Source organism: Streptomyces chryseus (genome assembly GCF_014650755.1).
GTDB lineage: Bacteria > Actinomycetota > Actinomycetes > Streptomycetales > Streptomycetaceae > Streptomyces > Streptomyces chryseus.
In genome coordinates this window covers 166138-192799 of the sequence record NZ_BMVO01000005.1, presented here as the reverse complement: position 1 = coordinate 192799, position 26662 = coordinate 166138, and the positions used below count along the sequence as shown (strand labels likewise).

Here is a 26662-nt window from a genome sequence, read left to right as displayed (position 1 = left end):
GAGTGCCGGCTGCCGGATCCGCCGTACGCGACGTCCCCCCGCCCGTCCCGGCCTACCGGGCGGGGCGGGGCTCCAGACCCAGTTCGTCGTCCAGGCCGAGCGCGCGGGCGAGGTCGACGTCCAGGTCCGCGCCGGCCTCGAACGTCGCGCCGACGCCGGTCGCGCCGCCCGTACCGGCACCGCCGAACACCGGTGCTCCGAGTCCCGCGTCGATCCGCTCCCCCGCCGCCCCGTCGAACACGAGCCGCCCGCCGATCGCGATGTTCGCGTCCTTCTGCGTGGCGCGCGGCAGGAGCCGGGTCGTGGTGTCGCGCAGTACGCCGAGCCGCGTGCCGGGCCTGCCCCCGCCGACCGTGGCGGTGACGACGTGCGTCCGCAGGTCGACGGTGAAGTCCTTGACGATGACGACGGACCGGTCGCCCTTCGACAGCCGTACGCCGCCGTCGAGGACCACCTTGCCGCCCAGCGGCTTCCCGCCGCCGTGCACGAAGCGGCTGCCCTTACGGGCCGTGAGGGCGACCACGCCCGGGGCCGGCTGGGCCGCGCCGGTGACGGGCGCCACGGCGACGCCGTGCCCCGTCGGCGCGAGCGCCGCGCCGAGTTCCAGCCTCAGCAACCCCGCCCTGACCGGGGTGCCGGGCGCCGGTGCGCCCGCCTCGGCCCGGGGGGCCTTCCCGGCCTCCGGGCCGCCGGTGGCGCCCAGCACCGAGGTGACCGCGTCCGGCAGGCCGGCGATCGCGGCGGGCGTGGCGATGACGACGACGGCCGCGACGGCGGCGGAGATACGGCCGCGGCGGACGCGGCGTGGGAAAGACAAGCGCGGGAACATGCGCGTCACAGGCCCTTTCGGTGGCTGGGGTGATAGCAGTCGCTTGTCGTGAGACCTTCCGCGACACGCCGCGTCCGGCCCGCCCCGGCTCCGCATTCCACTCGTACGGAGCTACGGCCTCGGCACGTTGCGCAGGTTCGAGCGGGCCATCTGGAGCATCCGCCCCACGCCGCCGTCCAGCACGATCCTGCTCGCCGACAGGGCGAAGCCGCTGACCATCTCGGCGCGGATCTTCGGCGGGATCGACAGGGCGTTCGGGTCGGTGACGACGTCCACGAGGGCCGGGCCCTTGCGCTTGAACGCGTCCTTGAGGGCCCCGGCCAGCTGCTTCGGCTTCTCCACCCGTACGCCGTACGCCCCGCAGGCGCGGGCGACCGCCGCGAAGTCCGGGTTCTTGTTCGCCGTACCGAACGACGGCAGGCCGTCCACCAGCATCTCCAGCTCCACCATGCCGAGGGAGGAGTTGTTGAAGACGACGACCTTCACCGGCAGGCCGTGCTGCACGAGGGTGAGGAAGTCGCCCATCAGCATGCTGAAGCCGCCGTCGCCGGACATCGCGATCACCTGGCGGTCCCGGTCGGTGAACTGGGCGCCGATCGCCTGCGGCATGGCGTTGGCCATCGAGCCGTGGGTGAAGGAGCCGATGATGCTGCGGCGCCCGTTGGGGGTGATGTAGCGGGCGGCCCAGACGTTGTTCATGCCGGTGTCGACCGTGAACACGGCGTCGTCGTCGGCCAGTTCGTCCAGGACGGAGGCGACGTACTCGGGGTGGATCGGCACTCGCTTCTCGACCTTGCGGGTGTAGGCCTTCACCACTCCTTCGAGCGCGTCGGCGTGCTTCTTCAGCATCCGGTCGAGGAACTTGCGGTCCGACTTGGCCTTCACGCGCGGCGTCAGACACGTCAGGGTCTCACGTACGTCGCCCCAGACGGCGAGGTCCAGCTTGGAGCGGCGGCCGAGGCGTTCGGGCCGCACGTCGACCTGCACGATCTTCACGTCGCCGTCGTGGGGCAGGAAGTCGTAGTACGGGAAGTCGGTGCCGAGCAGGATCAGCAGGTCGCACTCGTGGGTGGCCTCGTACGCCGCGCCGTAGCCGAGCAGTCCGCTCATCCCGACGTCGTACTGGTTGTCGTACTGGATCCACTGCTTGCCGCGCAGCGCGTGCCCGACGGGGGACTTCACGCGCTCCGCGAACTGCATCACCTGCGCGTGGGCGCCCGCCGTGCCGCTGCCGCAGAAGAGCGTGACGCGCTTGGCCTCGTCGACCATGCGGGCGAGCTTCTCCAGCTCCGCCTCCCCGGGGCGTACGACGGGGCGCGACGCGACGAGCGCGTGCTCGCCCGCGCGTTCCGACACCGTCTCGGACGCGATGTCGCCGGGCAGGGCCACCACGCTGACGCCGCTGCGGCCGACGGCGTTCTGGATGGCGGTCTGGAGCACGCGCGGCATCTGCCGGGGGCTGGAGATCAGCTCGCAGTAGTGGCTGCACTCGCGGAACAGCTGGTCGGGGTGGGTCTCCTGGAAGTATCCGAGGCCGATCTCGCCGGACGGGATGTGCGAGGCGAGGGCGAGGACCGGAGCCATGGAGCGGTGCGCGTCGTACAGGCCGTTGATGAGGTGCAGGTTGCCGGGGCCGCAGGAGCCCGCGCAGGCGGCGAGGCTGCCGGTGATCTGCGCTTCCGCGCCGGCGGCGAAGGCGGCGACCTCCTCGTGCCGGACCTGGATCCAGTCGATGCCGGGGGTGCGGCGGATCGCGTGGACGACGGGGTTGAGGCTGTCGCCGACGACACCGTAGAGGCGTTGCACCCCGGCCTTCACGAGCATGTCGACGAACTGCTCCGCCACCTTCTGCTTGGCCATGGGATGCGCACGCCTTTCGGGAGACGGTCGGCCGGTCGCGCACGGTGCCGCGCCGTGCGGTGCCGAGTCCATCAACCCACGCGGTGCACCGTTACGCCTCCCAGACCGCCACCGCCGTACGGTCGTCGGCGTACCCCTTCACCCTCAGGCAGGTGTCCGCGAGGTACTCGGCGAGGCCGGGCGGTTCGGCTCCGGCCCAGCGTCCGGCCAGTTCCTCGGCGAGCGCGGGCTCGCCGCGCAGCGGATCGGCGAGGCCGCCGCCGCACAGGAGCAGGGTGTCACCCGGGCGGGCGACGGACGCCCGGAAGCGGAAGGGCTCGGCGGGCGGCGGGGCGCTCGCGACGTACGGGGACGGCGGGGTCGGGATGCCGAGGTCCATGGTGAGGCGGTCGCCCTCGGGGGTCTCGGACGGGACCGATCCCAAGCCGCCGGCCGGGTGGGCCGGGGGCGAGCCGAACCCGACGACGGGCGCGCCGGTGACGGCCGCGGGCTCGGGCACGGCGGGCTCGATGTCCTGCCAGACGCCGCCGCGCAGCCGGAACAGGCCGCCGCCGCCGATGCCGAAGAAGACCCGGGTACGGCACTGGGGGTCGGCGGGCAGGAGCAGGCAGCGCAGACTCACCGTGTACTCCTCGGGGTTGAGGCCGAGTTCGGACGCGCGGGCGCGCAGCCTGCCGTAGCCGCGGTCGGTGAGGCGGTGCAGACCGGACTTGAGGTCGCCCCGGCGACCCGCCCTTATGTCGTCGGCGAGGCGTGCCTGGCTGCGGCCGACGGCTTCGCCGATCCATCGGCAGGCGTCGGCGGCGGCCAGGTGCGCGCTCCCGGCGGCGCGGGCCCCGCCGGCCACCGCGACCAGGACGAGCGCGTCCTCGCCGCGGCCGAAGCGGGCGGTGAGCAGGGAGTCGCGGCGGGGTTCGCCGCGGTAGCGGGCGGAGTCGCCGCGCACGGAGGCGGCGCGCAGGGTGTACGTGCCGTACCGGGCGCCGTCGAGCACGGTGTCGGCGACGAGCGCGCCGAGCTCGTGCGGGTCGGCGGCGGGCAGGGCCGTGGGCTCGGCGTCGTAGGTGGGCGGCCGGTCTCCGACGAATCCGACACGCGGCGCCGGCCGGCCACCACGGCCCTCGTCGCCGCCGCTGTCGCCGTCCGCCGTCCTGCCGGTGGACGCGGGGGGCGTGGGGTGCGAGGGCTGGGCCGGCACGGAGCCGGTGGTCCGGGCGCCGCGCCAGGGCGCCCGGGGGAGCTTCGGCCGCCGGGCGGCGGGCGACGCGGGCTCGGACTCGTCCCGGGGCGGCGGCACTTGGGACATGTCGGGAGCCTCCCAGGGGGCACGGTGCGGGGCTTCGGCCGTCGGCCGCACGGGCGGTGGCGGAGGCCGCACGGGCGCGGGCGGAGGCGGCACGGGCGCGGGCGGCGGCGGCACGGGCGCGGGCGGCGGCGGCTCCGGAGCGGTTGCCGGGGATGCGGGGGCGGCGGAGGCGGAAGGTGCCGGGGCGGCGCTCGTGGGCCGGGAATCGGCCGGCCCCGTGGGGGGTTCAGCGGGCGGCGGTGGAGCGTGCCGCGGGGGCTTCGGTGCTGTGGCGGGCAGGTGCGTCACCCACCACGGCGGCGCGTCGGCGGGACCGGGACCGGAGCCCCGGGGTTTCGGTGGGGTGGATGGCGCGGGCGGTGCGGCGCGATCGTCCACCGGGGGCGGGGCGGCCGGCGCCTCCGGGCCCGGCGGCGCGGGGGCCGCGTCGCGCTCGTCCGCCGAGGAGGGAACGGCCGGCGCCGGCGCCGATGCGACCGCTGCCGACTCGAAACGGGCGTCCAGGGTGTCACCGGCGTCGGCGGTGTCGTCTCTCTCGTCGCTGTCGGCCCCCCGCGCGGGGGCCGGTTCCGGGACGGGTTCGTCGTCGTACAGCCGGTTCCACCACTCGTCCTCGCTGGTGGCGCGCCTCTCCCCCTGCTGGCTCATGCCCCTATTGTCCACCCCAAGTGCCGTACGAAAACGGGGCATCGGGAAAAACAAGTCCGCCGGGCGGCCCCACCCCCCACGGGAGGGACGCCCGGCGGACAGTCCGTGGAGGTCGCCGCCCCGACGCCGTGCGCGATCTCGGACGTACCGGCACGGTCCCGAGGAGTACGGCGCAAAAGCCCTTTCCTCGGGAGCTGTTGATACTGCTGTGGCGCCACATTGGCAGAGTGACCCGTGGTGCGGGGATGATGCGTACGGCGGATTTACGCCGTGGCCGCTTCCCGCCACGAGCCAGTGGGCAAGATCGGGGTGCGGATACGGGATCGAAGCGTCCGGGGAGGGGTGTGGAGGGTGCTGGGAGCCGTAGGCCTCGACGAGGCCCAGGAGTCGACGTACCGCGCGCTCGTCGCGCTCGGCGCGGCGGAGGTCCCCGACCTCGCGCACCGCCTGACGCTGCCGGAGGCCGACACCGAACGGGCGCTGCGCCGCCTGGAACAGCAGGGGCTCGCGGCCCAGTCGTCGGCGCGTACGGGGCGCTGGGTGGCCGCGCCGCCGGGGGTCGCGCTCGGTGCGCTGCTGACCCAGCAGCGGCACGAGCTGGAGCAGGCGGAGCTGACGGCTGCGCTGCTGGCGCGGGAGTACCGGGCGGAGGCGGCCGAGCCCGCCGTGCACGACCTGGTCGAGGTGGTGACGGGGGTCAGCGCGGTGGCGCACCGCTTCGCGCAGCTCCAGCTCGGCGCCACGAAGGAGGTGTGCGCGCTGGTCACGGGGCATCCGATCGCGATCAGCGGCATGGACAACGAGGCCGAGGAGCGGGCGGCGACGCGTGGCGTGGCGTACCGGGTGGTGCTCGAACGCGAGGTGCTCACCGCGCCCACGGGACTCGTCGAGCTGTCGGCGGCGCTGGGGCGCGACGAGCAGGTCCGGGTGGCGGAGAGGGTGCCGACCAAGCTCGTGATCGCGGACCGGAGCATGGCGATGGTGCCGCTGACGGCCCGGGGCGCGGAACCGGCGGCCCTCGTCGTGCACGCGAGCGGCCTGCTGGAGTCGCTGACGGGCCTGTTCGAGGCGGTGTGGCGGGACGCGCTCCCGCTGCGGCTCGCGGCGGACGGCACGGTGTCCGAGGAGGGCCTGCCGGGCCCGGACGCCACGGACATCCAGGTGCTGTCGCTGCTGCTGGCCGGGATGACGGACGCGAGCGTGGCGAAGCAGCTGGAGCTGGGTCTGCGGACGGTGCAGCGGCGGGTGAAGGGCCTGATGGAGCTGGCGGGCGTGACGACGCGGCTCCAGCTCGGCTGGCACGCGTACGAACGCGGCTGGGTGTCCAGACGCTGACCGGCGCACACGACAACCGCCTGCCCCCCTGCCCCACGGCGAGGGGCGGCCCACCGGCGCACACCACAACCGCCTGCCCCCGCCCACGGCGAGCGCACCGCCCCCAGCGCCGCGACCCCGCTCGACGCGCCCCCCAGCACGGGAAACGCGGCCGGCACGGCACCACGACGCCACCCGGGCGCGACGCTGCGCCCGTCGGCCTCCGACCTGCGGCCGCAGCGTGAGGCGCGCACCCTGGACAGATGGGCGTGTGGCAGCTCCTTCTGGTCGGCCTCGTCATGCTGCTCGGCCTGCTCGGCGTACTCGTGCCGGGTGTACCGGGGCAGGCGATCGTCTGGGCGGCCGTGCTGTGGTGGGCGCTGGAGGACAAGACGGTGCTCGCCTGGGGTGTCCTGATCGGCGCGACCGGCCTGCTGCTGCTCGACCAAGCGCTCAAACCCCTGCTGCCGGCCCGCCGCCCCCAGGAGTCCGGCGCGCCGCAGCGGACGCTCATGGTGGGCGGGATCGCCGGGATCGCCGGCTTCTTCCTGCTGCCGGTGGTGGGCGCGGTTCTGGGATTCGTCGGGGGCATCTACGGCGTGGAGCGGGCCCGGCTCGGCAGCCACGGCGGTGGCTGGGCCTCCACCCGTACGGTCATGCGCGCCGTCGGCTACCCGGTGCTGGTGCAGCTGTTCGCCTCTCTGCTGGTGACCGGCACCTGGGTGGGCGTGGTGATCTGGGGCTGACGGGGGCTGACGGAGCCGACGCACGGCTCCGGGTCCGGCGGAAGTCCTAGGCCCCCGTACCGATGTGCGGGGAGGGCCGCGCGTGTGAGGGTGGGCGTCATGACCGCATTCAGCGACGCCGAGCGCGCCTACCTCAGGACGCAGCGCCTGGGACGGATGGCGACCGTCGACCCCAAGGGCCGGCCGCAGGCGAACCCGGTCGGCTTCTTCCCGCAGGACGACGGGACGATACTGATCGGCGGATTCGCCCTGGGCACGACGAAGAAGTGGCGCAACCTCCAGACGAACCCGAAGGTCGCCCTGGTCGTCGACGACATCGTGAGCCTGAAGCCGTGGGCGGTGCGCGGGGTGGACATCCGGGGCGAGGCCGAGCTGCTGACCGGGCCGCACGACCTGGGACCGCACTTCAGCGAGGAGCTGATCCGGATCCACCCGCAGAAGATCCACAGCTGGGGTCTGGACGGCGGCTGACCCACAGGGGCGGCGGTCAGCCCGGCGAGACCCGGTCGTACGCCGTCCACAGATGCCGCACGGCGTACGACCTCCAGGGCCGCCACCGCGCCGCGCCGACGGTCTCCTCCTCGCCGCCCGGCGCGACGTCCGGGTCCCCGAGCGCCCGCATCCGGATCAGGGCCGCCGTCCGCGCGGTGACCCCCGGCAGCGCGCGCAGCGCCCGCTCCGTCTCGTCGCGGTCGGCGCCGGGGCCGAGGTGTACGACGCCGTCGGCGAGCGCGACCGCCAGCGCCCGCAGCGCCGGGTCCTCGGCCCCGGTGAGGGCGCCCGGCTCGGGAAAGACGTGCGTCAGCGCGCCGCACGGCTGGTCGAGCAGCTTCCCGTACGCCTCGACGAGCCCGGCCGCCGCCGGGCCGGTCAGGGCCCGTACGGCGAACTCCTCGGGGTCGGCGGCGCCCGGCGAGCGCAGCCCCGGCCGGGCGGCGACCAGGGGCGCCAGCGCCGGATCGGCGGCGAGCCGTTCGTCGACGGCGTACGGGTCGGCGTCCAGGTCGAAGAGCCGGCGCAACCGCTGCACGGCGGTGGTGAGGTCGCGCAGGTCGGTGAGGTGGATGCGGGCGTCGAGCCAGCCGGGGTGCGGCGTCTCGTCGACGGCGGCGATGCCTGTTCCGTACGGCAGACGCAGGGTGCGCCGGTACGTGCGGGCGCCGCGCTCGCCGGCCACCTCCTCGACGCGCGGCACGGCCTCGTCCGCGAGGAGGTCGAAGACCTCGGCGGCGGCGTACGCGCCGCGATGAGCGAGCCGCAGCGGGATGCCGGCGGCGAGGGCGGGCCCCGTACGCGTACGGACCTTCCCGGCCTCGGCGCGCAGGAGGGTGGGGGTGCGGGCGTAGATCCGGCGGATGGTGTCGTTGAACTGCCGCACGCTCGCGAAGCCCGAGGCGAACGCGATCTCGGTCACCGGCAGCCCGGTGGTCTGGAGCAGTACACGGGCGGTGTGGGCGCGCTGGGCGCGGGCGAGGGCGACGGGGCCCGCACCGAGCTCACCGGTGAGCTGGCGCTGGACCTGCCGGGTGCTGTACCCGAGCCGGCCCGCGAGGCCCGGCACGCCTTCGCGGTCGACGATTCCGTCGCCGATCATCCGCATCGCGCGGCCGACGACGTCGGCGCGCGCGTTCCAGTCGGCGGATCCGGGTACGGCGTCGGGGCGGCAGCGGCGGCAGGCCCGGAACCCGTTGCCCTGGGCGGCGGCCGCGGTCGGGTAGAACCGCACGTTCTCCCGCTTGGGGGTGACGGCGGGGCAGCTCGGCCGGCAGTAGATGCCGGTGGTGACCACGGCGAAGAAGAACTCTCCGTCGAAGCGCGCGTCACGGCTGGTCACCGCCTCGTACTTGCTCTCTTCCTCCATCACGCCCCCAGTGTGCGCCGCCCCAGGCACACCCCACTGGCGGCTTTCGGACATGGAGTGGCGCGGCGATCGCGAAGCCCCGGCACGGCACCGACCCCCCGCAGCCCCCGCACTACGGCCAGAACCGATCCCGCCGCGCACCGCCCCCCGGCGGCGACGACCCGGGGCCCCGAGCAGCCGGGGCCCCGGGCAGGCGGAGTGCTATCGGCGCCTGCCGCCGCCCCCGCGCTTGGCCTCCATACTGGCCCGGCCCTGCGCACTGCGCAGCCGCCACTCGCGCCCGATCTCCGCGCGGAGCCTGGCGTCGGTCTTGGCGACGATGCGGCGGTTCTCCCGCAGCAGCTTGCGGTAGCTCTCCAGCCGGCGCTCCGGCAATGCGCCCTCCTCCAGGGCGGCCAGCACGGCGCAGCCCGGTTCCGCCTCGTGGGCGCAGTCGTGGAACCGGCACTGGACCGCCAGCTCCTCGATCTCGGAGAAGACCTGGCCGACACCGGCCTCGGCGTCCCACAGCCCCACGCCCCGCAGCCCGGGTGTGTCGATGAGGACTCCCCCGCCGGGCAGCGCGAGGAGGTTGCGGGTGGTGGTCGTGTGCCGGCCCTTGCCGTCGACGTCACGGATGGCCTGCACCGCCATGACGTCCGCGCCGAGCAGCGCGTTGGCCAGCGTGGACTTTCCCGCACCGGAGACGCCGAGCAGCACGCTCGTACCGCCCGACACGACAGCGGCGAGTACGTCGACGCCGTCCCCCGTCGCGGAGCTGACGGGCAGCACCTGCACGCCGGGCGCCGTGGTCTCCACGTCGTCGACGAGGTAAGAGAGCCCGGTGGCGTCCGGCACGAGGTCGGCCTTGGTGAGGACGACCAACGGCTGCGCGCCCGACTCCCAGGCCAGCGCCAGGAAGCGCTCGATGCGCCCGAGGTCCAGCTCGACGGCGAGCGAGACCGCGATGATCGCGTGGTCCACGTTGGCCGCGAGGATCTGCCCCTCGGACCGGCTGGAGGAGGTGGAGCGTACGAACGCGGTGCGGCGCGGCAGGTACGCCCGTACGAACTGCGGGTCCCCGGCAGGGTCGACGGCGGCCCAGTCACCGGTGCAGACGACCCGCAGCGGATCGTGCGGCGTCACATAGGCGGTGTCGGCGCGTACGACGCCGTCGGCGGTGAGGACGTCGCACTGGCCGCGGTCGACCCGTACGACACGGCCGGGCAGCAGCCCCTGCGCGGCGTACGGAGCGAACTCGGCTTCCCATGCCTCGTCCCAGCCGTAGGGGGCGAGGGGGTGCCGGGCATCAGAAGTGGTGGAAGAGGAGGTGTGGAGCGAAGCGTGGGACAAGGGAAACCCTTCGAAGGGCGGCCCCGGCGGCGCGCAGTGCGCGCGGAAGTACGAGTGGGTGTCAGCCGGAGGCCACAGGGGTGGAAACGATGATGAACTCCTGAATGCGGGCAGCGCCCGTCACCGTGACAGTCATCAATGTCCTCACCTCCTGCTTCTCAACGAACCGACACGTTCCCCGCGGCGGCGCACGGCCGCGTCCGGTGAACGGTCAGAACCATAACTCCACCCCGGAACGCGGCGCCAGCTATTTGTTGCCAACGCCCGCGGCCGGACCGGACATCGTGAACTGGGCTGCAACGGAGCACAGTTGAGACTCGTCCCGGAGCACACTCAGCCGTCCCCGTCCGCGGGGAAGGACTGCTCGGTCCAGATGGTCTTGCCGGAGCGGGTGTAGCGCGTGCCCCAGCGCTGGACGAGCTGGGCGACGATGAACAGGCCCCGGCCGCCCTCGTCGTCATCGCGGCTGTGGCGCAGGTGCGGTGACGTGTGGCCGGTGTCCGCGACCTCGCACAGGAGCGTGCGGTCGCGGATGAGGCGCAGGTGCAGGGGCCCGGCGGCGTACCGCACCGCGTTGGTGACCAGCTCGCTGACGACCAGCTCCGTCGAGAACGACAGGTCCTCCAGCCCCCAGTCCCGCAGTTGCCTGGTGGCGAGCTCACGGGCGTGGCCCGGTGCGACGGGTTCGGCGGGCAGTTCCCATTCGGCGACCTGCGTGGTGCCCAGTTCGCGGGTGCGGACGAGGAGCAGGGCCGTGTCGTCTGCGGTCGTGCCGTCCGGCAGGAGACGCGCCACCGCCCGGTCGCAGAGTTCTTCCAGCGACGCGTCCCGGTCGGCCAGTACCTCCCCGAGCGTCTGGAGGCCGTGGTCGATGTCGCGGTCGCGGGCTTCGACCAGGCCGTCGGTGAACAGGGCCAGCAGGCTGCCCACCGGGAGTTCGATCTCCATGGACTCGAACGGCAGGCCGCCGAGGCCCAGCGGCGGCCCGGCCGGAAGGTCCGGGTAGGTCAGGGCGCCGTCCGGGTGGACGATCGCGGGCGGCAGGTGTCCGGCGCGGGCCATGACGCACCGTCGGGAGACCGGGTCGTACACCGCGTACAGGCAGGTCGCGCCGGTGGTCACGTCCTCGAACGGGCCGCCGGGCGAGCCGAGCTCGCCCCACTGCTCCTCCGCCGACTGCCCCACCAGGTCGTCGAGCCGGGTCAGCAGCTCGTCGGGCGCCAGGTCCATCTGTGCGAACGCGCGTACGGTCGTGCGCAGGCGTCCCATGGTGGCGGCCGCCTGCAGGCCGTGGCCGACCACGTCACCGACGACGAGTCCGACCCGGGTGCCCGACAGCGGGATGACGTCGAACCAGTCTCCGCCGACCCCGGACAGGTCGTCCGTGGGCAGGTAGCGGTGGGCCAGCTCGACCGCCGACTGCTGCGGCACGTGCTGCGGCAGCAGCTGGCGCTGGAGGGCGAGGGCCGCTGTGCGTTCGCGGGTGAAGCGGCGGGCGTTGTCGACGGACACGGCCGTACGGGCGACCAGCTCGTCGGCCAGCGCGATCTCGTCGTCGTCGAAGGCGGCGGCGCCGGGATCCCTGGCGAAGGTGACGAGGCCCAGGGTGCTGTTCCCGGCCCGCAACGGCACGACGAGGGTGGTGTCGTCGCGCACGCGCCCGCCCGAGGCGAGGCTGCGCTCCTGCGGGGACCCCGGCGGGTAGGCCACGGCGGCAGGCGGCCGCGGGCCCTGCGGCCGCGCCCCGTCGGCGGGGCCCGCCGGGTCGCGCTGCCCGGACGCCCCGGCCGACCGGTGGGCGGCGCGTACGAGCTCGGTCGGGGCCGGGCCGCCGGTGGGCGGCGCCTCGCCGTCCAGGACCGCAGTCGCGAGGTCGACCGTGACGGCGCAGGCGAACTCCGGGACCGCCACCTCGGTGATCTTCTCGGCGGTGACCAGCACGTCGAGGGTGGTGCCGATGCCGCGGCCGGCCTCGACGAGCAGGGCAAGCCGCCGCTGGGCCTTGTGGCGTTCGGTGATGTCGAAGGCGTCCTCGCACACCCCGATCACGTGTCCGTCGGCGTCCTGGAGCCGGTAGTAGGAGCAGGACCAGAGGTGCTCCTGCTCCGGGTCGCTCGGAGGCCGGCCGAGGAAGTGCAGGTCGAGGATGGGCTCGCCGGTGTCCAGGACGTGGTGCATGACCGCGTCGAGGGTGCGCGGGTAGCCACGGGTGACGAAGCGTCCCTCGGAGTACAGCTCGTCGGCCCGCATCCCGCCGAAGTCGGCGTACGGCCGCCCGATCTCGCGTTCGTACGCCGTGTTGCACCAGGTCAGACGCAGGTTGGTGTCGTAGATGGCCAGGCCGACGGGGGACTGGGTGGCCAGTCCGTGCAGCAGCGCCAGCCGGGACTCCCACACCCGGAGGTCCTTCAGCTTCGTCGCCACGACGACGCGTTCCGCCGCGCCGGGCCCCGGCAGGTGGCACACCGCCGTGGCGACCAGCAGCTCGTGCCCGTCCCGGTGCCGGGCGACGCGGATCTCGTTGCTCCGGAACGGGTCGCCAAGGGCCGGCGCGGCATCGTCCGGGGCGAGGGGCGGGGAGGGGTTCGGGCGCGGGGGCAGGAAGACCGACAGCGGCTGTCCCACGATCTCGTGCGGCCGGTAGCCGAGGAGTTCCTCGGCCGCGAGGCTCCAGCCGATGACCGTGTCCTGGGCGTCGACGACCGCCGTGGCCGCCCCGGTGACGTCGAGGGGACCACGGAAGTCGGCACTCTGCGCCGCGTTCCACGTACTCATGGCGCCACACCAGCCCGGTTCATCCCCTACAGAATCCGTCGTGCCGGGGGCGGGCACAACCTCGGTGCGCCCGCGCGACAGCCGCGCGACCGCCGGAGGGCGGGCACCGTGCACGGCCGTACGGCGCCTTCTCAGCCCGTACGGCCCACGATCAGCCACTGAGCGGGCAGTTCTATGCGGGTGCCGTCGGCCCGGAACTCCGTCTGCGGAAGCGTCGTACGGCCGTACGCCAGGACGGTGAGCCCGCACGCGCGCAGCAGCTCGGGGACTTCGCCGTCGTCGGACTCCGCCGGTCTGAGTCCGTGCGCGAAGACCCGCGCCAGCTTCGGCGGCGGCCCGCCGGGCTCGCCCATCAGCTCCCGCAGTACGGTCTTCGCCCCGGCGGTCAGCTCCGCCACGAAGGCACGCCCCCGCTCGCCCACCAGCTCCGCGACGGCCGCGGCGACCAGGGGCCGGTCCGGCGGGTCGCTCTGGTGGATGACGGCCCGCATGTACACGTTGCTGTCACCGAGCCGCTCGTGCAGCTCCCGTACGGCACCCGCGTCGGCGGCGTCGAGCTGCCGGAACTCGACCGTCCGCCCGGTGTCCGCCCGGCGCGCGTGGGCTATCCCCGCGTGGGCGACGTCGACGCCCACCGCCCGGGCGAAGTGGCGGGCCAGGTAGCGGGTCTGCGTGCCGTTCCCGCAGCCGATGTCGACCACGGGCCGGGCCCGGTCGGCGTACGGCGCGAACAGCTCCAGGTGGGGCTCGGCGGCCAGCGACGGGTCGCTGTCCCAGATCGCCGCGCCCGGGGCGCCCGGAGTGTCGCCCCAGTAGCTCTCCCAGGCGTGCACGTAACGGCCGGTCGGACTCATCGCATGCCCCCGGTGCGGACGGAAAGACGGAAAGACGGAAGGAAGGGAGGACTTCCGGACGGTGTACGACGCTCCGGAAGACTGAGCGGCGCCGCTGCGCCTCGCACCCGGTTCCCTACCCCGGTACCCCCCTCCCGGACACCCCGGGAAGCGGTCGGCCGCTCCCGGCGCCGCAGTGCGCCCGGGCCGGCAGCGCCTGCTCGAACCAGACCACCTTGCCCGGCCCGGAGTGGCTCGCTCCCCACCGGTGCGCGAGCGTGCTCACCAGCCGCAGCCCGCGCCCCGACTCCTCCTCCGGCCCCGCGTCCCGCATCGCCGGCAGCGTGTGGTCGGCGTCCGACACCTCGCACAGGAGCGTGTCCGCGCGGGCCAGGCGCAGTTCCACGGGCCGCCCGCCGGCGTGCCGTACCGCGTTGGTGACGACCTCGCTGACCAGCAGCCGGGTGGTGTCGGCCAGCTCGGGCAGCCCCCAGCGTGCCAGTTGACCGTCCACCAGCTTCCGCGCCCGGGACACGTCGGCCGCCGTGGGTTCCAGCCGCCACGTCGTCGTGTCCCCGGCCGGCATTCCGTTCAGCCGCGCCATCAGCAGGGCGATGTCGTCGTTGCGGCCGCCGGACCGCTCGGCCGTCGCCCCGGCGAGCGCCCGGACGACGGCGTCGCACGCCTCGTCCAGGGAGGCGGCCGGCTGCGCCGCCGACGCGCAGAGCGCCGCCAGGCCGGTCCCGATGTCCTCGCCGGGCACCTCGACCAGCCCGTCCGTGCACAGCACCAGCCGGTCGCCCGGCGACACCCGGACCCGGGCGGTGGCGAACGGCACGCCCCCGAGGCCGATCAGCGCGCCGCCCGGTACGTCGATCAGCTCGCCGCGCCCGGTCCCGGCCCGTACGAGCACGGGAGGCAGGTGCCCGGCGCTGGAGATCAGCAGCTCGCCGGCGACCGGGTCGTAGACCGCGTACAGGCAGGTGGCGAGATAGTGGTCGCCGAACTCGTGCGCCAGGTCGTCGAGACTGCGCAGCAGTTGCGCCGGAGGGATGTCCAGCGCGGCCATCGTGTGCACCGCCGTGCGGAGCTGGCCCATCATGGCGGCGGCGTTCACCCCGTGCCCCACCACGTCCCCGACGACCAGCGCCGTACGGGAGCCGGGCAGCCGGACGGTGTCGAACCAGTCGCCGCCGACGCGGCCCAGCGCGGTGCCCGGCAGGTAGCGGGTGGCGATGTCGCAGCCGGCCATCCGGGGCTCGACCTGCGGCAGCATGCTCTCCTGCAGTGTCTCGGCCACCTGCTGCTGATGGGTGTACATGCGGGCGTTGTCCAGGACGAGGCCGGCCCGGGCGGCGAGCTCGGCGCCGGTTCTGCGGTCCATGTCGGTGAACGGCTCGCGTCCCGGGCGGCGCATGAGCACCATGAATCCCAGCACCACCGTGCGCGCGGTGAGCGGTACGACCAGCAGCGACCGGCCGCCGATCAGGGGCCGCAGGTCCCGTTCCTCGAACCGGGCGGCGATGCGCTCGCTCAGGGCCGTGTCGATGTGCGGGAGGAGCACCGGCTCGCCGGTCACCATGCACTGGAAGAAGGGGGTCTGCTCGGGGAAGGTCAGCTCCTCCCCCACGGGGACGGTGTCGTCCCAGCGGCCCGGCTCGTCGTTGTGCTCCACCCAGACCCGGCGCCACGCGGTGTTCACGTCCGGCGGGCCGTCGGGGAAGCCCTCGCCGGAGAGCATCCGCACCCGCAGGTGGGTGCCCGCGAAGTCCGCGAAGCGGGGGACGGCGGCGCTGGTGACCTCGCGGATCGTACGGGCCAGGTCGAGCGAGCTGCCGATGCGGCCGCTCACCTCGTTGAGGAACTCCAGCCGCTCACGGACGGCGGCGTGTTCGAGGTCGTCGGCGCGTTCGACGTCAGCGGCCCGGTCGAGGTCAGCGGCGTGTCCGGGGGCAGCGGCCCTGTCGCCCGCCGGCGCCCGCTCCCGGCCGGCGTCCGCGTCCGGCGTCGGCGGTCCTTCGGCCGCCTCGCGGCGCCGGCGGTGTCTCGGCACGCCCCAGTCCGGCGTGACCGGGACGCGCGCGTAGGTGCTCATCTCCAGTACGGGGTAACCGAGTTCGAGCACCTGCGCCACGATCCGGCTCGCCGTGGCCGGACCCATGTGCGGCAGGATGTCAGGCAGCCGGTCGGCGAGGCGGCCCGCTTCCGGGAACTCGGTGTGCAGCGCGAAACCGGGCGCGACCCGCTCGTACGGGCCGCTTTCCTCGCCCAGCCGCGAGGCGTCGGCGGCCAGCACCAGCAGCCGCTCCGGGCCCGGTACGGCCAGCGGGTACGCCCACCACAGCACGTCCAGCGAACCGCGGTCGCCGGGCGGGTACGGGCCGCCTTCCGGCCGGGGGCACTTGGCGCGCCCGGAGGTGAGCTGCCCGGCGAACCCGTCACCGGGCGGCCTGTCGGCACCCGGGGCGAGGACGTCGTACTCGTCGGGCGGGTTCAGGGCGCCCGAGACGGGCAGCAGGTCGGCGGCGACGGCGCCCACGGCGTCCTCCCTGCGGTGGCCGAAGAGCCGCTGCGCACCGGAGCTCCAGTGCGAGACCAGGCCGTCGCCGCCCACCACGACGACCGCGAGCGGAATCCGCCCGGACACGGCTCGCTGCCGTGGAACCACAGCTTCCATGGGGTCGCGTTCCCTTCCGGCGGCAAGATCCTCCGACACGGCCCTCACCGTACGGGCGAGTAGCCACGGGTGCGACGCGTACGCGGGGAAATGCCTCCATCGGGTTGCGCGGCGGGCCGGTCCCGCCCTGCACCGGCCGCCTCCCTATGATCACGGGGAAGGTGCGCGAGGACGACGGAGGGCCGAACGACCATGACGCAACAGCGAGTTGTCATCGTCACAGGGGGCGGTACGGGCATCGGCGCGGCGACGGCCCGGCTGCTGCGGGACGCCGGGCACCAGGTGGTCGTCTCGGGGCGCAGGCCCGAACCGCTGCGGCGGGTCGCCGAGGAGACCGGGGCGCTGGCCCATCCGTCCGACGCCACCGACCCCGATGCCGTCCGGGGGCTCGTGGACCGTACCGTGGCCGCCTACGGGCGGGTGGACGGGCTCGTGCTGAACGCCGGGATCGGACGCCCGGGGTCCGTCGGCGACCTGACGGTCGAGGACTGGGAAGCCGTCATGCGCACCAACCTCACTGGCCCCTTCCTGCTGCTGCGGGCCGCGTTGCCGCATCTGCTGGAGACGCGCGGCGCGGTCGTCGCGGTCGCCTCGGTGTCGGCGCTGCGCAACGGTGTGGGCAACGCCGCGTACGCCACGTCCAAGGCGGCGCTGCTCCAGCTCTGCCGTTCCCTCGCCGTCGACTACGGGCAGTACGGGCTGCGCGCCAACACCGTCTGCCCGAGCTGGGTGCGCACCGAGATGGCCGACCGGCGGATGGCGCGGTTCGCCGAGGAGGCGGGGCTGGGGGACGGCGGCGTGGAAGCGGCGTACGAGGAGGCGACCCGGCTGCTTCCGGGGCGGCGGCCGGGCGAGCCGCGCGAGGTCGCGGAGGCGATCGCGTGGCTGCTGTCGCCCGCCGCGTCGTACGTCAACGGCGCGGTGCTCACGGTCGACGGCGGGGTGACGGCGCTGGACCCGGGGACGGCGGCGTTCGACTTCCGTATCGAGCCGCGCGCACGGGGCTGAGCACCGGCCGTCACAGCCGGGGCGGCGCCGTCGTGGCCGGGTCCGGCACGAGGTGGGGGTGGAAGGCCGCGAGCCCGGCGCCCGCGAGCCACCAGCCCCGGTACACCAGGGCCCGGCACAGGCCCGGGTCGAGGCGGTCGAAGACGGTCGGCACGAGCGCGAGGTCCCGGCCGCCGAACGCGCGGTGCTCGGGGAACGCCTCGCGCCAGCGGCGCAGCGGCGCGGAGCCGTCCGCGGGGAAGTCGGTGGAGAGCCCGACGAGTACGCCGCGCCGGGCACCGGGCGGCACTTCGCCGTCCCCGTCGAAGCCGTGGCCCCGCTGGAAGCGTTCCACGATCGCGCGGGTCCGCAGGGCCGTGCTCTGCCGGTAGAGCAGGGAGTTGGCCCGCGCGAGGTCCCGGAGCACGGGGACGCGGCCGTACACGCCGGGCCGCAGGAGCCCTCCGGCGTTGAGGACGAGCGTGAAGGCGTGCCGGTAGCGTTCGCTGTCGATGGCCTCCAGACCCGTGTTGTCGTACGTTCCGCCGTCCAGCAGGGCCGGTGGGTGTGCGGCGCAGGGGAAGTGCTCCCGGTCCAGCACGACCGGCGGGAAGGCGCCGGGGACGGCGGCGGAGGCGGCCGCGGCGAGGCTCAGTCGCAGCCCGGTGCCCGACGTGGGGGCGAGTCCGGTGGTGTAGTCGCCGAACACGTCGCGCTCGAAGGTGAACCGGGCGCCGGTGGTGAGGTTCGCCGCGTTGAGGATCCAGCGCACCTGCGGGTCCAGGTCCGTCAGCTCGATCCCGTCGAAGAACCACTCGTCCAGCCGCCGTGCCATGAGTTCGGTGCGGGTCGTCGGCCCGATCGTCCGCCACAGGCCCCGCAGGAGGGACCGCTTGAACGACCGGGTGGAGACGCGGGCGACGACCGGGTCGACGACCAGTTCGTCGACCGCCCCGGTGGTGAAGCCGCGCTCCCTGAGGGCGGGCCAGGCCGTCGCGAGGAACCCGTTGGCGATCGAGCCGCCGGACACGGACGAGGCGTACCGCAGGCCGGACAGCAGTCCCGCGTCGGCCAGCAGGCGGACGAAACCCAGGGCGCACAGCGTGGCCCGGAAGCCGCCGCCGGAGAGGGTGACGGCGACCGGGCGCGCCGCGGCGGGCGGTTCGGCGGGGCGCAGCGTGTCGCCGCAGGGCCGGGCCTGAAGGCCCGTGCCCACGGCGGGAGAGTCCACGATCCAGGGATCGGCGGCAGCGTGCCGGGCGGTTGTGCTCATCGCTGATCACCGACTTCCACGACGAGCGCCGGGTCCGTGGGCGGCCGCACGTCGATGTCGAAACTGCGTCTTCTGCGCAGGGTTTTGAGCGCGTCGGTCGCGAAGTCGATCTCGTTGGTGAGGTGGACGACGTACTCGTCGTCCGCGTCCCGGGACTCCACGAGCCAGCGCAGGGTGTCCTCGTGGGGGTGGTGGTGCCGGATGCCGTCGGCGGACACCACGTAGTGGTCGGCGTGCACGCTCTCGAAGAAGTCGGGCTCCACGTTGCGTTCGCTGCCGTGGTGCGGCAGCTTCAGCAGGTCGACGTGGAGCGGGTCCGCGTCGGTGAGCAGGCCGCCGGCCCGCAGCCCGGTGAGGATGCGGTCGCCTCTGGCGTCCCCCGTGAGCAGGGCGGTGCGGCCGTCGTGGCGCAGCAGCAGGACGATGCTGGACAGGTTCGGGACCGAGCCGTCCGTGTACGCGGCCGAGATCACGTCGGGGTCGCCCCGCTGCTTCGCCTGGCGCCACCGCTTCTCCAGTTGCGCGAGGGCCACGTCGTCGGGGGCGACGACCGTGACGTGCAGGTCGTCGAGGGTCGTTTCGGCGCCCTCGGTCAGGGGCCCGTCGAAGAGGGGGTTGCCGGCCAGGCCCAGCGCCGCCGCCTCGTCGCGGATGGCCCTCCCCTGTCCGTAACTCGCCTTGACGGCCCCGCTGTCGGTCAGTGCCCGCTCGACGAGCGGCTGGACGGACGCGCTCAGGCCCGGGGCCCGCCGGTCGACGAGTTCCTCCACCGCGTTGAACCACAGGCGGGTCACCGCGAAGGGCTCGGGCAGCTCCTCCCGCCGTGCGCGCCGTATCTCGGCGAGGAGTCTGAGCAGCCCCGCGGCGTGGTCGTCGTCGACGTGGGACAGGCAGACGACGTCGATCACCGGAACGCCGTCGCCGCCCGGCTCCAGCCGCGTCAACCGGTCGCGCAGCGAGGCCTCGTAGACACCGCCGGGGCCGCCGTCGACGAGCATGACGCGCTCGTCGCGGGGCCCCCAGCGGACGAGGAAGGAGTCGCCGTGCCGGGCGTCGAGGAAATCGAAGGTGAGCATCGTCGCCGCCTTCCTCCTTGCTGCCTGTTCCGGGGGTCTGTTCCGGCCGCCTGTTCCGGTCCTGTCGTGTCAGACGGACTGCATGGCCCGCAGGACGTCGACCAGGCCGTGTCCTTGGAAGTCCCGTTCGCGGGCGAGGTCCGTCGCCGTGGAGCACAGGATCTGCTTCACCCGCTCGGGGCGCCCGAGCAGTTCCCGGTTGCGGGCCAGCAGCATCGCCGCGGCTCCGCTGACGTGGGCGGCCGCCTGGCTCGTCCCGTGCATCGCGGAGATGCCCGCGCCGGGGATGGGGCCGTCGATGTCCTCCCCGGGCGCGAGGAGGTCGGGTTTGGGCCTGCCGTCGCCCGTGGGGCCGCGGCTGGAGAAGTAACTCACGCCGTGCCGGTGCGGGTTGCTGCGGTGGGTCGAGCCGACGGTGATGACCGACTCGGCGTTGCCCGGGTCGGAGATGCTGATGCTGTGGTAGTCGGTGCCCAGCGTGCGCATCGCGCCGCTGAACCCGGCGTTGCCGGCCGCCGCGACGACCACGACGCCCGAGCGCGCCAGGTGGTCGCACTCGATGCAGACGGGCGTCCACCCGGTGGAGTGGGTCGCCACGTCGTGCGGCACGGAGAGGCTGATGTTGACCCCGGCGATGACGAACCGGCCGGCCTGCTCGTTGATGTGCCGGATCGCCTGGAGCGCGGTGACGATGGAGAACTCGTCGCCCTCGCCCCGGTCGTCGAGGACCCGGAAGTCGTACAGCCTGATCCGTGGGCAGATGCCGCGGAACGCGCGGTCGGGCCACGAGGCACCGAGGATGCCGGCGACGTGGGTGCCGTGGTGGTCGCCCGGGGTCGTGTAGGGCATGTCGGTGCGCGTCGCGCGGTTCTGCGGCGCGGGGAGTTCCATCTCGACGTACGGCAGGGCGCGGGACCAGTCGATCAGGCCGTTCTCCAGCGCGTCGGCCGACAGGGTCCCCCGTACGCCGACGAAGTTGAACGCCCGGGCGACCCGCGAGGCGAGCTGCTTCGCCGGGGTGGCGGAGGTGTCCCAGTCGTAGAACGCCGGGTGCCGGGCGTCGATGCCGCTGTCGACGACGGCCCAGCCGATCGAGCCGCAGTCGACGGAGAAGACCTGCTCGGCGGCGTCGGCCTTGATGGTCGACCTGGAGCGGACGACCGCCGGGGCGGCCTGGCGGTTCGTGGTCACCGAGGTGACCGGGTGGCGCTGCCTGCGGTCGATGACGCCTCGGGGCGGTGGGTCCGCCGGCCGGGTCAGGGGCGATTCGAGGGCGACGGCGGCGAGCATGCGGGTCATCAGCCCGGTCGTTCCCGGGGCGTCGGCCGGTGGGCCGCCGGGGTGCGCCTGCGAGGCGGCGATGACCCCGTGCAACAGGTTCAGGAACCATTCGAGGTGTTTGCCGCGCTCCTGGCGCCGTTCGATGTTGTCGTGGACGTCGCTGGTCGGCGGGCTCTTGAAGTGCCCCCGCAGGGCGGCCTCGATGCCCGGCTGCCCCATCTGCTGCGCGACCTCCTTGGCGAGGCGCACGAGGCTGAGCAGGTTGGTCATGGGAAGCACCGCTCGTACGACCTCGCCGAGCGTCAGCCGCGCCGCCACGAAGCTGCCCGCCGCGACCGGCTGGCACTCGGTCATGTCCAGGGCCCCGAAGTGCTGGAGCACGCGCAGTGCGCCGTGCTCCTCGTTGATCGCGAGGATCACGTCCTCGCGGTGCTCCGGCGGGGCCGGCTGGGCGAGTGCCAGCCAGGCGTCGAAACGCACCGGACAGTTGGTGGCCCACGGAACGGGAAACGGCCCCTGCCCGTAGAACGCCGCCTCGAGTTCGTCGCGGTCCATGAGAGCTCCCGGATCCCTGTGCAGCCCGTACGAACGGCTGGGTGTGAAGGGAGGGACGTCGGCGCAACCGGTGGTGCGGGGATGGTCACGGGTGGTGCTTCCCATTGTCCGTCCGCCGCGGGGGCGCCGCAACAACAGGCGCTCAGCGCACGCCCTGTGGGCGGAACTGCACGCTGATGCGCGGCCCGACGGCACGTGACGTCTTGGGGATCGCGTGTTCCCAGGTGCGTTGGCAGCTGCCGCCCATGACGATGAGATCGCCGTGCCCGAGCGGCTTGTGCACGGTGGCCGCGTCGCGCCGGCGCGGCCGCAGCGCCAGTTGCCGGGGCGCGCCCAGCGACATGATGGCGACCATGGTGTCCTCGCTGCTTCCCCGGCCGATGGTGTCCCCGTGCCAGGCGACGCTGTCCCGGCCGTCGCGGTAGAGGCACAGTCCGGCCGTCACGAACGGCTCGCCGAGCTCGGCCGCGTAGTGCGCGTTCAGCGCGGTGCGGGCCTCTTCGAGGCTCGGGTGCGGCAGCGGGTCGTCCACGCCGAAGAAGGACAGCAGGCGCGGGACCTCGACGACCCGCTCGTACATGACGCGCTGCTCGGCGCGCCACTCGACGTCGTGGGCGAGTACGTCGAAGAGCGTGTCGGCCCCGGCGACCCATTGCGGCAGCACGTCGATCCAGGCGCCGTGCCCCAGTTCCGTACGGCGCAGTCCGTCCAGCGGTCCCAGGGCGATCTCGTCCCCCTGGTCGAAGAGCGAGCCCTGGAGGTGTACGGCCATGCCCCCAGAATACCGCCACTCAAACGTATGTGCGAATTACAGCCCGAGCGGTGCGACGTCGCCGCCGAGCGGTGCGAAGAAGCCCTCCACCCGCGCTTCCGTGACCTCCGCGAGGGTGGCCGGGGACCAGCGCGGGGAGCGGTCCTTGTCGATCACCTGGGCGCGGATGCCCTCGACCAGGTCGGGTGAGGACAGCGCCGCGCACGAGACGCGGTACTCCTGCTCCAGCACCCGCGCCAGGGTGGTGAGCTCCGCCGCCCGGCGCATCGCGGCCAGGGTCACCTTGAGGGCGACGGGCGACTTGGCGAGGATCGTCCCGGCCGCCTCCTTCGCGGCCGGTTCGCCGCTGTCGAGGAGCCGGTCGAGGATCTCCTCGACGGTGCCCGCGGCGTAGCAGTGGTCGATCCACGCGCGGTGGGCGGCGAGTTCCCCCTCGGGAGCGGGGCGCTCGTACCGGGGCAGCACGTCCGCCGCCTGCTCCGTCGCGAGGTCCGCGAGCAGGGCGGGCAGCCGCTGCGACGGTACGAAGTGGTCGGCCAGCCCGCACAGCAGCGCGTCGGCCGCGCCGACCGCCGCGCCGGTGAGCGCCAGGTGCGCGCCGAGCTCGCCGGGGGCCCGCGACAGGAGCCAGGTGCCGCCGACGTCGGGTACGAAACCGATGCCCGTCTCCGGCATGGCCACCCGGGAGCGTTCCGTGACGACGCGGACGCTGCCGTGCGCGGAGATCCCGACGCCGCCGCCCATCACGATGCCGTCCATGACGGCGACGTACGGCTTGGAGAAGCGGGCGATGTGCGCGTTCAGCCGGTACTCGTCGCGCCAGAACGCGACCGAGGCGCCGGCGCCGGCCCGGGCGTCCGCGTGGATCGACCGGATGTCCCCGCCGGCGCACAGTCCGCGCTCCCCGGCACCGGTGATCACCACGGTCCTGACCGCCGGGTCGTGCTCCCAGGCCGCGAGGGCGGCGGCGACGCGGTTCACCATGGCGTGGTCGAGGGCGTTGATCGCACGGGGGCGGTTGAGCGTGAGGTGGGCGGCGTGGCCGTCGGTGCGCAGGAGCACGGAGGGGTCGTCGGTCATCGGGCCAGCGTAGGGACGGTGCGTCCGATCGGGTGCACCCGGGCCGCGCGTGAAGCTCCGCTGTTGGCCCGGTTAAGAAATCCTCGATGGACCGCGCGCCGCCGGCGCGACAGATTGGGACACGTTCGCGATCTCCCCCGCCCCCCGCCTGGAGCCGAAGCCATGAAGGCACTTGTCAAGCAGTACGCCGAGCCCGGGCTGTGGCTGATGGACGTGCCGGAGCCGGAGACGGGCCCCGGCGACGTGCTGATCAAGGTGCTCCGTACCGGCATCTGCGGCACGGACCTGCACATCCGGTCCTGGGACGGCTGGGCGCAGCAGGCCGTCTCCACGCCGCTCGTCCTCGGCCACGAGTTCGTGGGCGAGGTCGCGGCCGTCGGCGGCGACGTCCAGGACATCGCGGTCGGGGACCTGGTGAGCGGCGAGGGCCACCTGGTCTGCGGGAAGTGCCGCAACTGTCTGGCGGGACGCCGCCACCTGTGCCGGTCCACCATCGGCCTCGGGGTCGGCCGCGACGGCGCCTTCGCCGAGTACGTGGCGCTGCCGGCCTCCAACGTGTGGGTGCACCGCGCGAAGGTGGACCTGGACGTGGCCGCGATCTTCGACCCGTTCGGCAACGCCGTGCACACCGCGCTCTCCTTCCCGCTGGTCGGCGAGGACGTGCTGATCACCGGCGCGGGCCCTATCGGCATCATGGCGGCGGCCGTCGCCCGGCACGCCGGCGCGCGCAACGTCGTGATCACCGACGTGAGCGAGTCGCGTCTGGAGATCGCCCGCAAGGCCGGTGCGACGCTCGCCCTCAACGTGGCGGAGTCGGACATCGCGGACGCGCAGCGCCAACTCGGCCTCAAGGAGGGCTTCGACATCGGTCTGGAGATGTCGGGCCGGCCGGAGGCGATGCGGGACATGGTCGCGAACATGACGCACGGCGGGCGGATCGCGATGCTCGGTCTGCCGGCGGAGGAGTTCGCGGTCGACTGGTCGAAGATCGTGACGTCGATGATCACCGTCAAGGGGATCTACGGCCGGGAGATGTTCGAGACGTGGTACGCGATGACGGTGCTGCTGGAGGGCGGCCTGGACCTCAGCCCGGTCATCACGGGCAGCTACGCGCACCAGGACTTCGACGCGGCCTTCGACGAGGCGGCGACCGCCCGCAGCGGCAAGATCATCCTCGACTGGACCACGTAACCCCCGGCGGGGACCGGCCACGACCGCAGCCGCACCACCACCCCATGACCGCACCACCGCCAGGAGAGGCCCACCGCATGTTCACCTCCGTCCGCGACGACCTCCGCGCCACCCTCGACGAGATCCGCGCCGCCGGCCTCTACAAGCCCGAGCGCGTCATCGCCACCCCGCAGAGCGCCTCCGTCTCCGTCCCCTCCGGCGACGTACTGAACTTCTGCGCCAACAACTACCTCGGTCTCGCCGACCACCCGGAGGTCGTCGCCGCCGCGAAGGACGCCCTCGACCGCTGGGGCTACGGCATGGCCTCGGTCCGCTTCATCTGCGGCACCCAGGAGATCCACAAGGAGCTGGAGCAGCGCCTCTCCGCCTTCCTCGGCCAGGAGGACACGATCCTGTACTCCTCCTGCTTCGACGCCAACGGCGGCGTCTTCGAGACACTCCTCGGCCCCGAGGACGCGGTCATCTCCGACGCCCTCAACCACGCGTCGATCATCGACGGCATCCGCCTGTCCAAGGCCCGCCGCCACCGCTACGCCAACCGCGACCTCGCCGACCTGGAGCAGCAGCTCAAGGACACACAGGACGCCCGCCGCCGCCTGATCGTCACCGACGGCGTGTTCTCCATGGACGGTTACGTCGCCCCGCTCGCGGAGATCTGCGACCTGGCCGACCGGTACGACGCCATGGTCATGGTCGACGACTCGCACGCCGTCGGCTTCGTCGGCCCCGAGGGCCGCGGCACCCCCGAGCTGCACGGCGTGATGGACCGCGTCGACATCATCACCGGCACGCTCGGCAAGGCGCTCGGCGGCGCGTCCGGCGGTTACGTCGCGGCCCGCGCGGAGATCGTCGAGCTGCTGCGCCAGCGTTCGCGCCCGTACCTCTTCTCCAACTCCCTCGCCCCGGTGATCGCCGCCGCGTCGATCAAGGTCCTCGACCTGCTGGAGTCGGCGGGCGAGCTGCGCGAGCGCCTGACCGCCAACACGAAGCTGTTCCGTACGAAGATGACCGAGGCGGGCTTCGAGATCCTGCCCGGCGACCACGCCATCGCGCCGGTCATGATCGGCGACGCGGCGGAGGCGGGCCGGATGGCCGAGCTGCTGCTGGAGCGGGGCGTGTACGTGATCGGGTTCTCGTACCCGGTGGTCCCGATGGGCGCGGCCCGCATCCGGGTCCAGCTCTCCGCTGCGCACTCGACGGCCGACGTGGAGCGCGCTGTGGCGGCCTTCGTCGACGCGCGAGCGACAATGGCTGGGTGATCGACCCCAGACGACTGCGCATCCTGCGGGCCGTGGCGGACCACCGGACGGTGACCGCCGCGGCGGCCGCGCTGTACCTGACCCCGTCCGCCGTGTCCCAGCAGCTCGCCGCGCTGGAGCAGGAGACGGGCCACACGCTGCTGACCCGCAGCGGCAGAGGGGTACGGCTGACGGCGGCCGGCGACATCCTGCTGGCCCACGCCAACGCGGTGCTGGCGCAGCTGGAGCGGGCGGAGGCCGAGCTGGAGGCGTACGCGGGCGGGGCGGCGGGCGAGGTGCGGGTGGTGGCCTTCGCGACGGGCATCGCGGAGGTGCTGGCCCCGGCGATCAGCCGTCTCGCCGACGGCCACCCGGAGATCCGGGTACGGGTCCGGGACGCCGAGGGCGACGAGAGCCTGCCGCTGGTGCTCGACGGCGAGGCGGACGTGGCCCTGGCGGTCGAGTACCGGGGCGCGCCACGCGAGGACGACCGGCGCCTGGCGCGCGTGCCGCTCTACGCGGAGCCCTTCGACGCTGTGCTGCACGCGTCGCACCCGCTGGGCCAGGGCCCGGCGGTCTCGCTGGCCGAACTGGCCGACAGCGACTGGATCGGCCCGTATCCCGGCAATCCCTGCCACGACGTGATGCTGCTGGCCTGCGAACTCGCCGGCTTCCAGCCGCGCCTCGTGCACTCCTCTGACGACTTCCGCGCGGTGGTGGCGCTGGCCGGGGCGGGCGCGGGGGTGGCGCTGGTGCCGCGTTCGGCGCTGCGCGGGATGGAACTGAAGGACACGGTGGTACGCCCGGTCTCGGGCCCGGCGGCGACCCGGCGGGTGTTCGCGGCGGTGCGCCGGGGCGCGGAGCACCATCCGTTGATCCGGCCGGTGCTGGACGCCCTGGCCGCGTCGGCGGCCGGGCTCTCCACCTCCGGCTGACGACGGCCCGACCGGGGGGCGATGGGCCCATGTCGGCGCGCCGGTACGGCAGTTGGCGGAAGCGTCCAGCGTGTCCGTACGCGGCAGCACCGG

At 73.9% G+C, this 26662-nt stretch carries 20 protein-coding genes; 7 read left to right on the top strand and 13 right to left on the bottom strand.

Features of this window, described 5'->3' with window-relative positions; genetic code table 11:
- Positions 1-52: 52 nt before the first annotated feature.
- The 3 genes from IE185_RS11515 to IE185_RS11505 form a co-directional block, all read right to left on the bottom strand.
- Positions 53-817, bottom strand: coding sequence for a hypothetical protein (locus tag IE185_RS11515; protein WP_138898962.1), 765 nt, complete (start codon positions 815-817; stop codon positions 53-55).
- Between the two features lie 123 nt (positions 818-940).
- Positions 941-2689, bottom strand: coding sequence for a pyruvate dehydrogenase (locus IE185_RS11510; protein ID WP_138898961.1), 1749 nt, complete (start codon positions 2687-2689; stop codon positions 941-943).
- Between the two features lie 91 nt (positions 2690-2780).
- On the bottom strand, positions 2781-4685 hold the full coding sequence (locus IE185_RS11505; protein WP_444545111.1) for a protein phosphatase 2C domain-containing protein: 1905 nt from the start codon (positions 4683-4685) through the stop codon (positions 2781-2783).
- A 309-nt stretch (positions 4686-4994) separates the two neighbouring features.
- Between IE185_RS11505 and IE185_RS11500 the strand changes: the two genes are divergently transcribed.
- The 3 genes from IE185_RS11500 to IE185_RS11490 all read left to right on the top strand — a co-directional run bounded on the left by IE185_RS11500 (position 4995) and on the right by IE185_RS11490 (position 7174).
- Positions 4995-5978 carry a helix-turn-helix domain-containing protein gene (locus tag IE185_RS11500; protein WP_138899507.1) on the top strand — a complete coding sequence of 328 codons (984 nt, stop codon included), beginning with the start codon at positions 4995-4997 and terminating at the stop codon, positions 5976-5978.
- A 242-nt stretch (positions 5979-6220) separates the two neighbouring features.
- Positions 6221-6703, top strand: coding sequence for a DUF456 domain-containing protein (locus IE185_RS11495; protein ID WP_138909839.1), 483 nt, complete (start codon positions 6221-6223; stop codon positions 6701-6703).
- Between the two features lie 99 nt (positions 6704-6802).
- Positions 6803-7174 (top strand): PPOX class F420-dependent oxidoreductase, encoded by a 372-nt coding sequence (locus IE185_RS11490; RefSeq protein WP_138899435.1) that lies wholly within the window; start codon positions 6803-6805, stop codon positions 7172-7174.
- A gap of 16 nt (positions 7175-7190) precedes the next feature.
- Here the strand turns inward: IE185_RS11490 and IE185_RS11485 are convergent, their stop codons facing one another.
- From IE185_RS11485 to IE185_RS11465, 5 genes are all read right to left on the bottom strand, one after another.
- The gene (locus IE185_RS11485; RefSeq protein WP_138909840.1) at positions 7191-8564 is read right to left on the bottom strand and encodes a DNA-3-methyladenine glycosylase 2 family protein; all 1374 of its coding nucleotides are present in this window, start codon (positions 8562-8564) and stop codon (positions 7191-7193) included.
- Between the two features lie 201 nt (positions 8565-8765).
- Positions 8766-9896, bottom strand: coding sequence for a ribosome small subunit-dependent GTPase A (rsgA, locus tag IE185_RS11480; RefSeq protein WP_138909679.1), 1131 nt, complete (start codon positions 9894-9896; stop codon positions 8766-8768).
- Positions 9897-10229: 333 nt separating this feature from the next.
- Positions 10230-12671: a SpoIIE family protein phosphatase gene (locus IE185_RS11475; protein WP_189715091.1), complete on the bottom strand. Its 2442-nt coding sequence runs from the start codon at positions 12669-12671 to the stop codon at positions 10230-10232.
- 131 nt (positions 12672-12802) lie between these two features.
- Entirely contained in the window at positions 12803-13525 is a 723-nt protein-coding gene (locus tag IE185_RS11470) for a class I SAM-dependent methyltransferase (protein ID WP_138898489.1), read from the bottom strand.
- A 115-nt stretch (positions 13526-13640) separates the two neighbouring features.
- Positions 13641-16181 carry an ATP-binding SpoIIE family protein phosphatase gene (locus IE185_RS11465; protein ID WP_138898491.1) on the bottom strand — a complete coding sequence of 847 codons (2541 nt, stop codon included), beginning with the start codon at positions 16179-16181 and terminating at the stop codon, positions 13641-13643.
- Between the two features lie 192 nt (positions 16182-16373).
- Here IE185_RS11465 and IE185_RS11460 point away from each other — a divergent pair, with 192 nt between their 5' ends.
- Entirely contained in the window at positions 16374-17189 is an 816-nt protein-coding gene (locus tag IE185_RS11460; RefSeq protein ID WP_138907894.1) for an SDR family NAD(P)-dependent oxidoreductase, read from the top strand.
- Between the two features lie 10 nt (positions 17190-17199).
- Here IE185_RS11460 and IE185_RS11455 read toward each other — a convergent pair whose 3' ends face one another.
- From IE185_RS11455 to IE185_RS11435, 5 genes are all read right to left on the bottom strand, one after another.
- Positions 17200-18441: a patatin-like phospholipase family protein gene (locus tag IE185_RS11455; protein ID WP_189715089.1), complete on the bottom strand. Its 1242-nt coding sequence runs from the start codon at positions 18439-18441 to the stop codon at positions 17200-17202.
- Complete coding sequence (locus IE185_RS11450) at positions 18438-19517, bottom strand: ComEC/Rec2 family competence protein (RefSeq protein WP_138897515.1); 1080 nt, start codon at positions 19515-19517, stop codon at positions 18438-18440. The genes IE185_RS11455 and IE185_RS11450 overlap by 4 nt, the downstream gene beginning before the upstream one ends.
- A 69-nt stretch (positions 19518-19586) precedes the next feature.
- Entirely contained in the window at positions 19587-21353 is a 1767-nt protein-coding gene (locus tag IE185_RS11445; RefSeq protein WP_138897514.1) for a S8 family serine peptidase, read from the bottom strand.
- 142 nt (positions 21354-21495) lie between these two features.
- Positions 21496-22125 (bottom strand): alpha-ketoglutarate-dependent dioxygenase AlkB, encoded by a 630-nt coding sequence (locus tag IE185_RS11440; protein ID WP_138897513.1) that lies wholly within the window; start codon positions 22123-22125, stop codon positions 21496-21498.
- 36 nt (positions 22126-22161) lie between these two features.
- Positions 22162-23205: an enoyl-CoA hydratase/isomerase family protein gene (locus IE185_RS11435; protein WP_138897512.1), complete on the bottom strand. Its 1044-nt coding sequence runs from the start codon at positions 23203-23205 to the stop codon at positions 22162-22164.
- A 162-nt stretch (positions 23206-23367) separates the two neighbouring features.
- Here IE185_RS11435 and tdh point away from each other — a divergent pair, with 162 nt between their 5' ends.
- The 3 genes from tdh (at position 23368) to IE185_RS11420 (ending at position 26569) form a co-directional block, all read left to right on the top strand.
- Complete coding sequence (gene tdh, locus IE185_RS11430; RefSeq protein WP_138897511.1) at positions 23368-24396, top strand: L-threonine 3-dehydrogenase; 1029 nt, start codon at positions 23368-23370, stop codon at positions 24394-24396.
- 77 nt (positions 24397-24473) lie between these two features.
- A complete protein-coding gene (locus IE185_RS11425) occupies positions 24474-25655 on the top strand; it encodes a glycine C-acetyltransferase (RefSeq protein ID WP_138907890.1) in 1182 nt (393 codons plus the stop codon).
- Positions 25652-26569 carry a LysR family transcriptional regulator gene (locus tag IE185_RS11420; protein ID WP_138898094.1) on the top strand — a complete coding sequence of 306 codons (918 nt, stop codon included), beginning with the start codon at positions 25652-25654 and terminating at the stop codon, positions 26567-26569. Before IE185_RS11425 ends, IE185_RS11420 begins: the two co-directional genes overlap by 4 nt.
- The last annotated feature ends 93 nt before the right edge of the window (positions 26570-26662 follow it).

What these genes read in the sequence shown, in the direction of transcription:
- IE185_RS11435 (WP_138897512.1), bottom strand. Translation starts at nt 23,205, where the DNA reads ATGACCGACGACCCCTCCGTGCTCCTGCGCACCGACGGCCACGCCGCC.
- IE185_RS11495 (WP_138909839.1), top strand. Translation starts at nt 6,221, where the DNA reads ATGGGCGTGTGGCAGCTCCTTCTGGTCGGCCTCGTCATGCTGCTCGGC.
- IE185_RS11440 (WP_138897513.1), bottom strand. Translation starts at nt 22,125, where the DNA reads ATGGCCGTACACCTCCAGGGCTCGCTCTTCGACCAGGGGGACGAGATC.
- IE185_RS11445 (WP_138897514.1), bottom strand. Translation starts at nt 21,353, where the DNA reads ATGGACCGCGACGAACTCGAGGCGGCGTTCTACGGGCAGGGGCCGTTT.
- IE185_RS11475 (WP_189715091.1), bottom strand. Translation starts at nt 12,671, where the DNA reads ATGAGTACGTGGAACGCGGCGCAGAGTGCCGACTTCCGTGGTCCCCTC.
- IE185_RS11470 (WP_138898489.1), bottom strand. Translation starts at nt 13,525, where the DNA reads ATGAGTCCGACCGGCCGTTACGTGCACGCCTGGGAGAGCTACTGGGGC.
- IE185_RS11465 (WP_138898491.1), bottom strand. Translation starts at nt 16,181, where the DNA reads ATGGAAGCTGTGGTTCCACGGCAGCGAGCCGTGTCCGGGCGGATTCCG.
- IE185_RS11455 (WP_189715089.1), bottom strand. Translation starts at nt 18,441, where the DNA reads ATGAGCACAACCGCCCGGCACGCTGCCGCCGATCCCTGGATCGTGGAC.
- IE185_RS11485 (WP_138909840.1), bottom strand. Translation starts at nt 8,564, where the DNA reads ATGGAGGAAGAGAGCAAGTACGAGGCGGTGACCAGCCGTGACGCGCGC.
- IE185_RS11450 (WP_138897515.1), bottom strand. Translation starts at nt 19,517, where the DNA reads ATGCTCACCTTCGATTTCCTCGACGCCCGGCACGGCGACTCCTTCCTC.
- IE185_RS11510 (WP_138898961.1), bottom strand. Translation starts at nt 2,689, where the DNA reads ATGGCCAAGCAGAAGGTGGCGGAGCAGTTCGTCGACATGCTCGTGAAG.
- IE185_RS11460 (WP_138907894.1), top strand. Translation starts at nt 16,374, where the DNA reads ATGACGCAACAGCGAGTTGTCATCGTCACAGGGGGCGGTACGGGCATC.
- IE185_RS11490 (WP_138899435.1), top strand. Translation starts at nt 6,803, where the DNA reads ATGACCGCATTCAGCGACGCCGAGCGCGCCTACCTCAGGACGCAGCGC.
- tdh (WP_138897511.1), top strand. Translation starts at nt 23,368, where the DNA reads ATGAAGGCACTTGTCAAGCAGTACGCCGAGCCCGGGCTGTGGCTGATG.
- IE185_RS11425 (WP_138907890.1), top strand. Translation starts at nt 24,474, where the DNA reads ATGTTCACCTCCGTCCGCGACGACCTCCGCGCCACCCTCGACGAGATC.
- IE185_RS11505 (WP_444545111.1), bottom strand. Translation starts at nt 4,685, where the DNA reads ATGCCCCGTTTTCGTACGGCACTTGGGGTGGACAATAGGGGCATGAGC.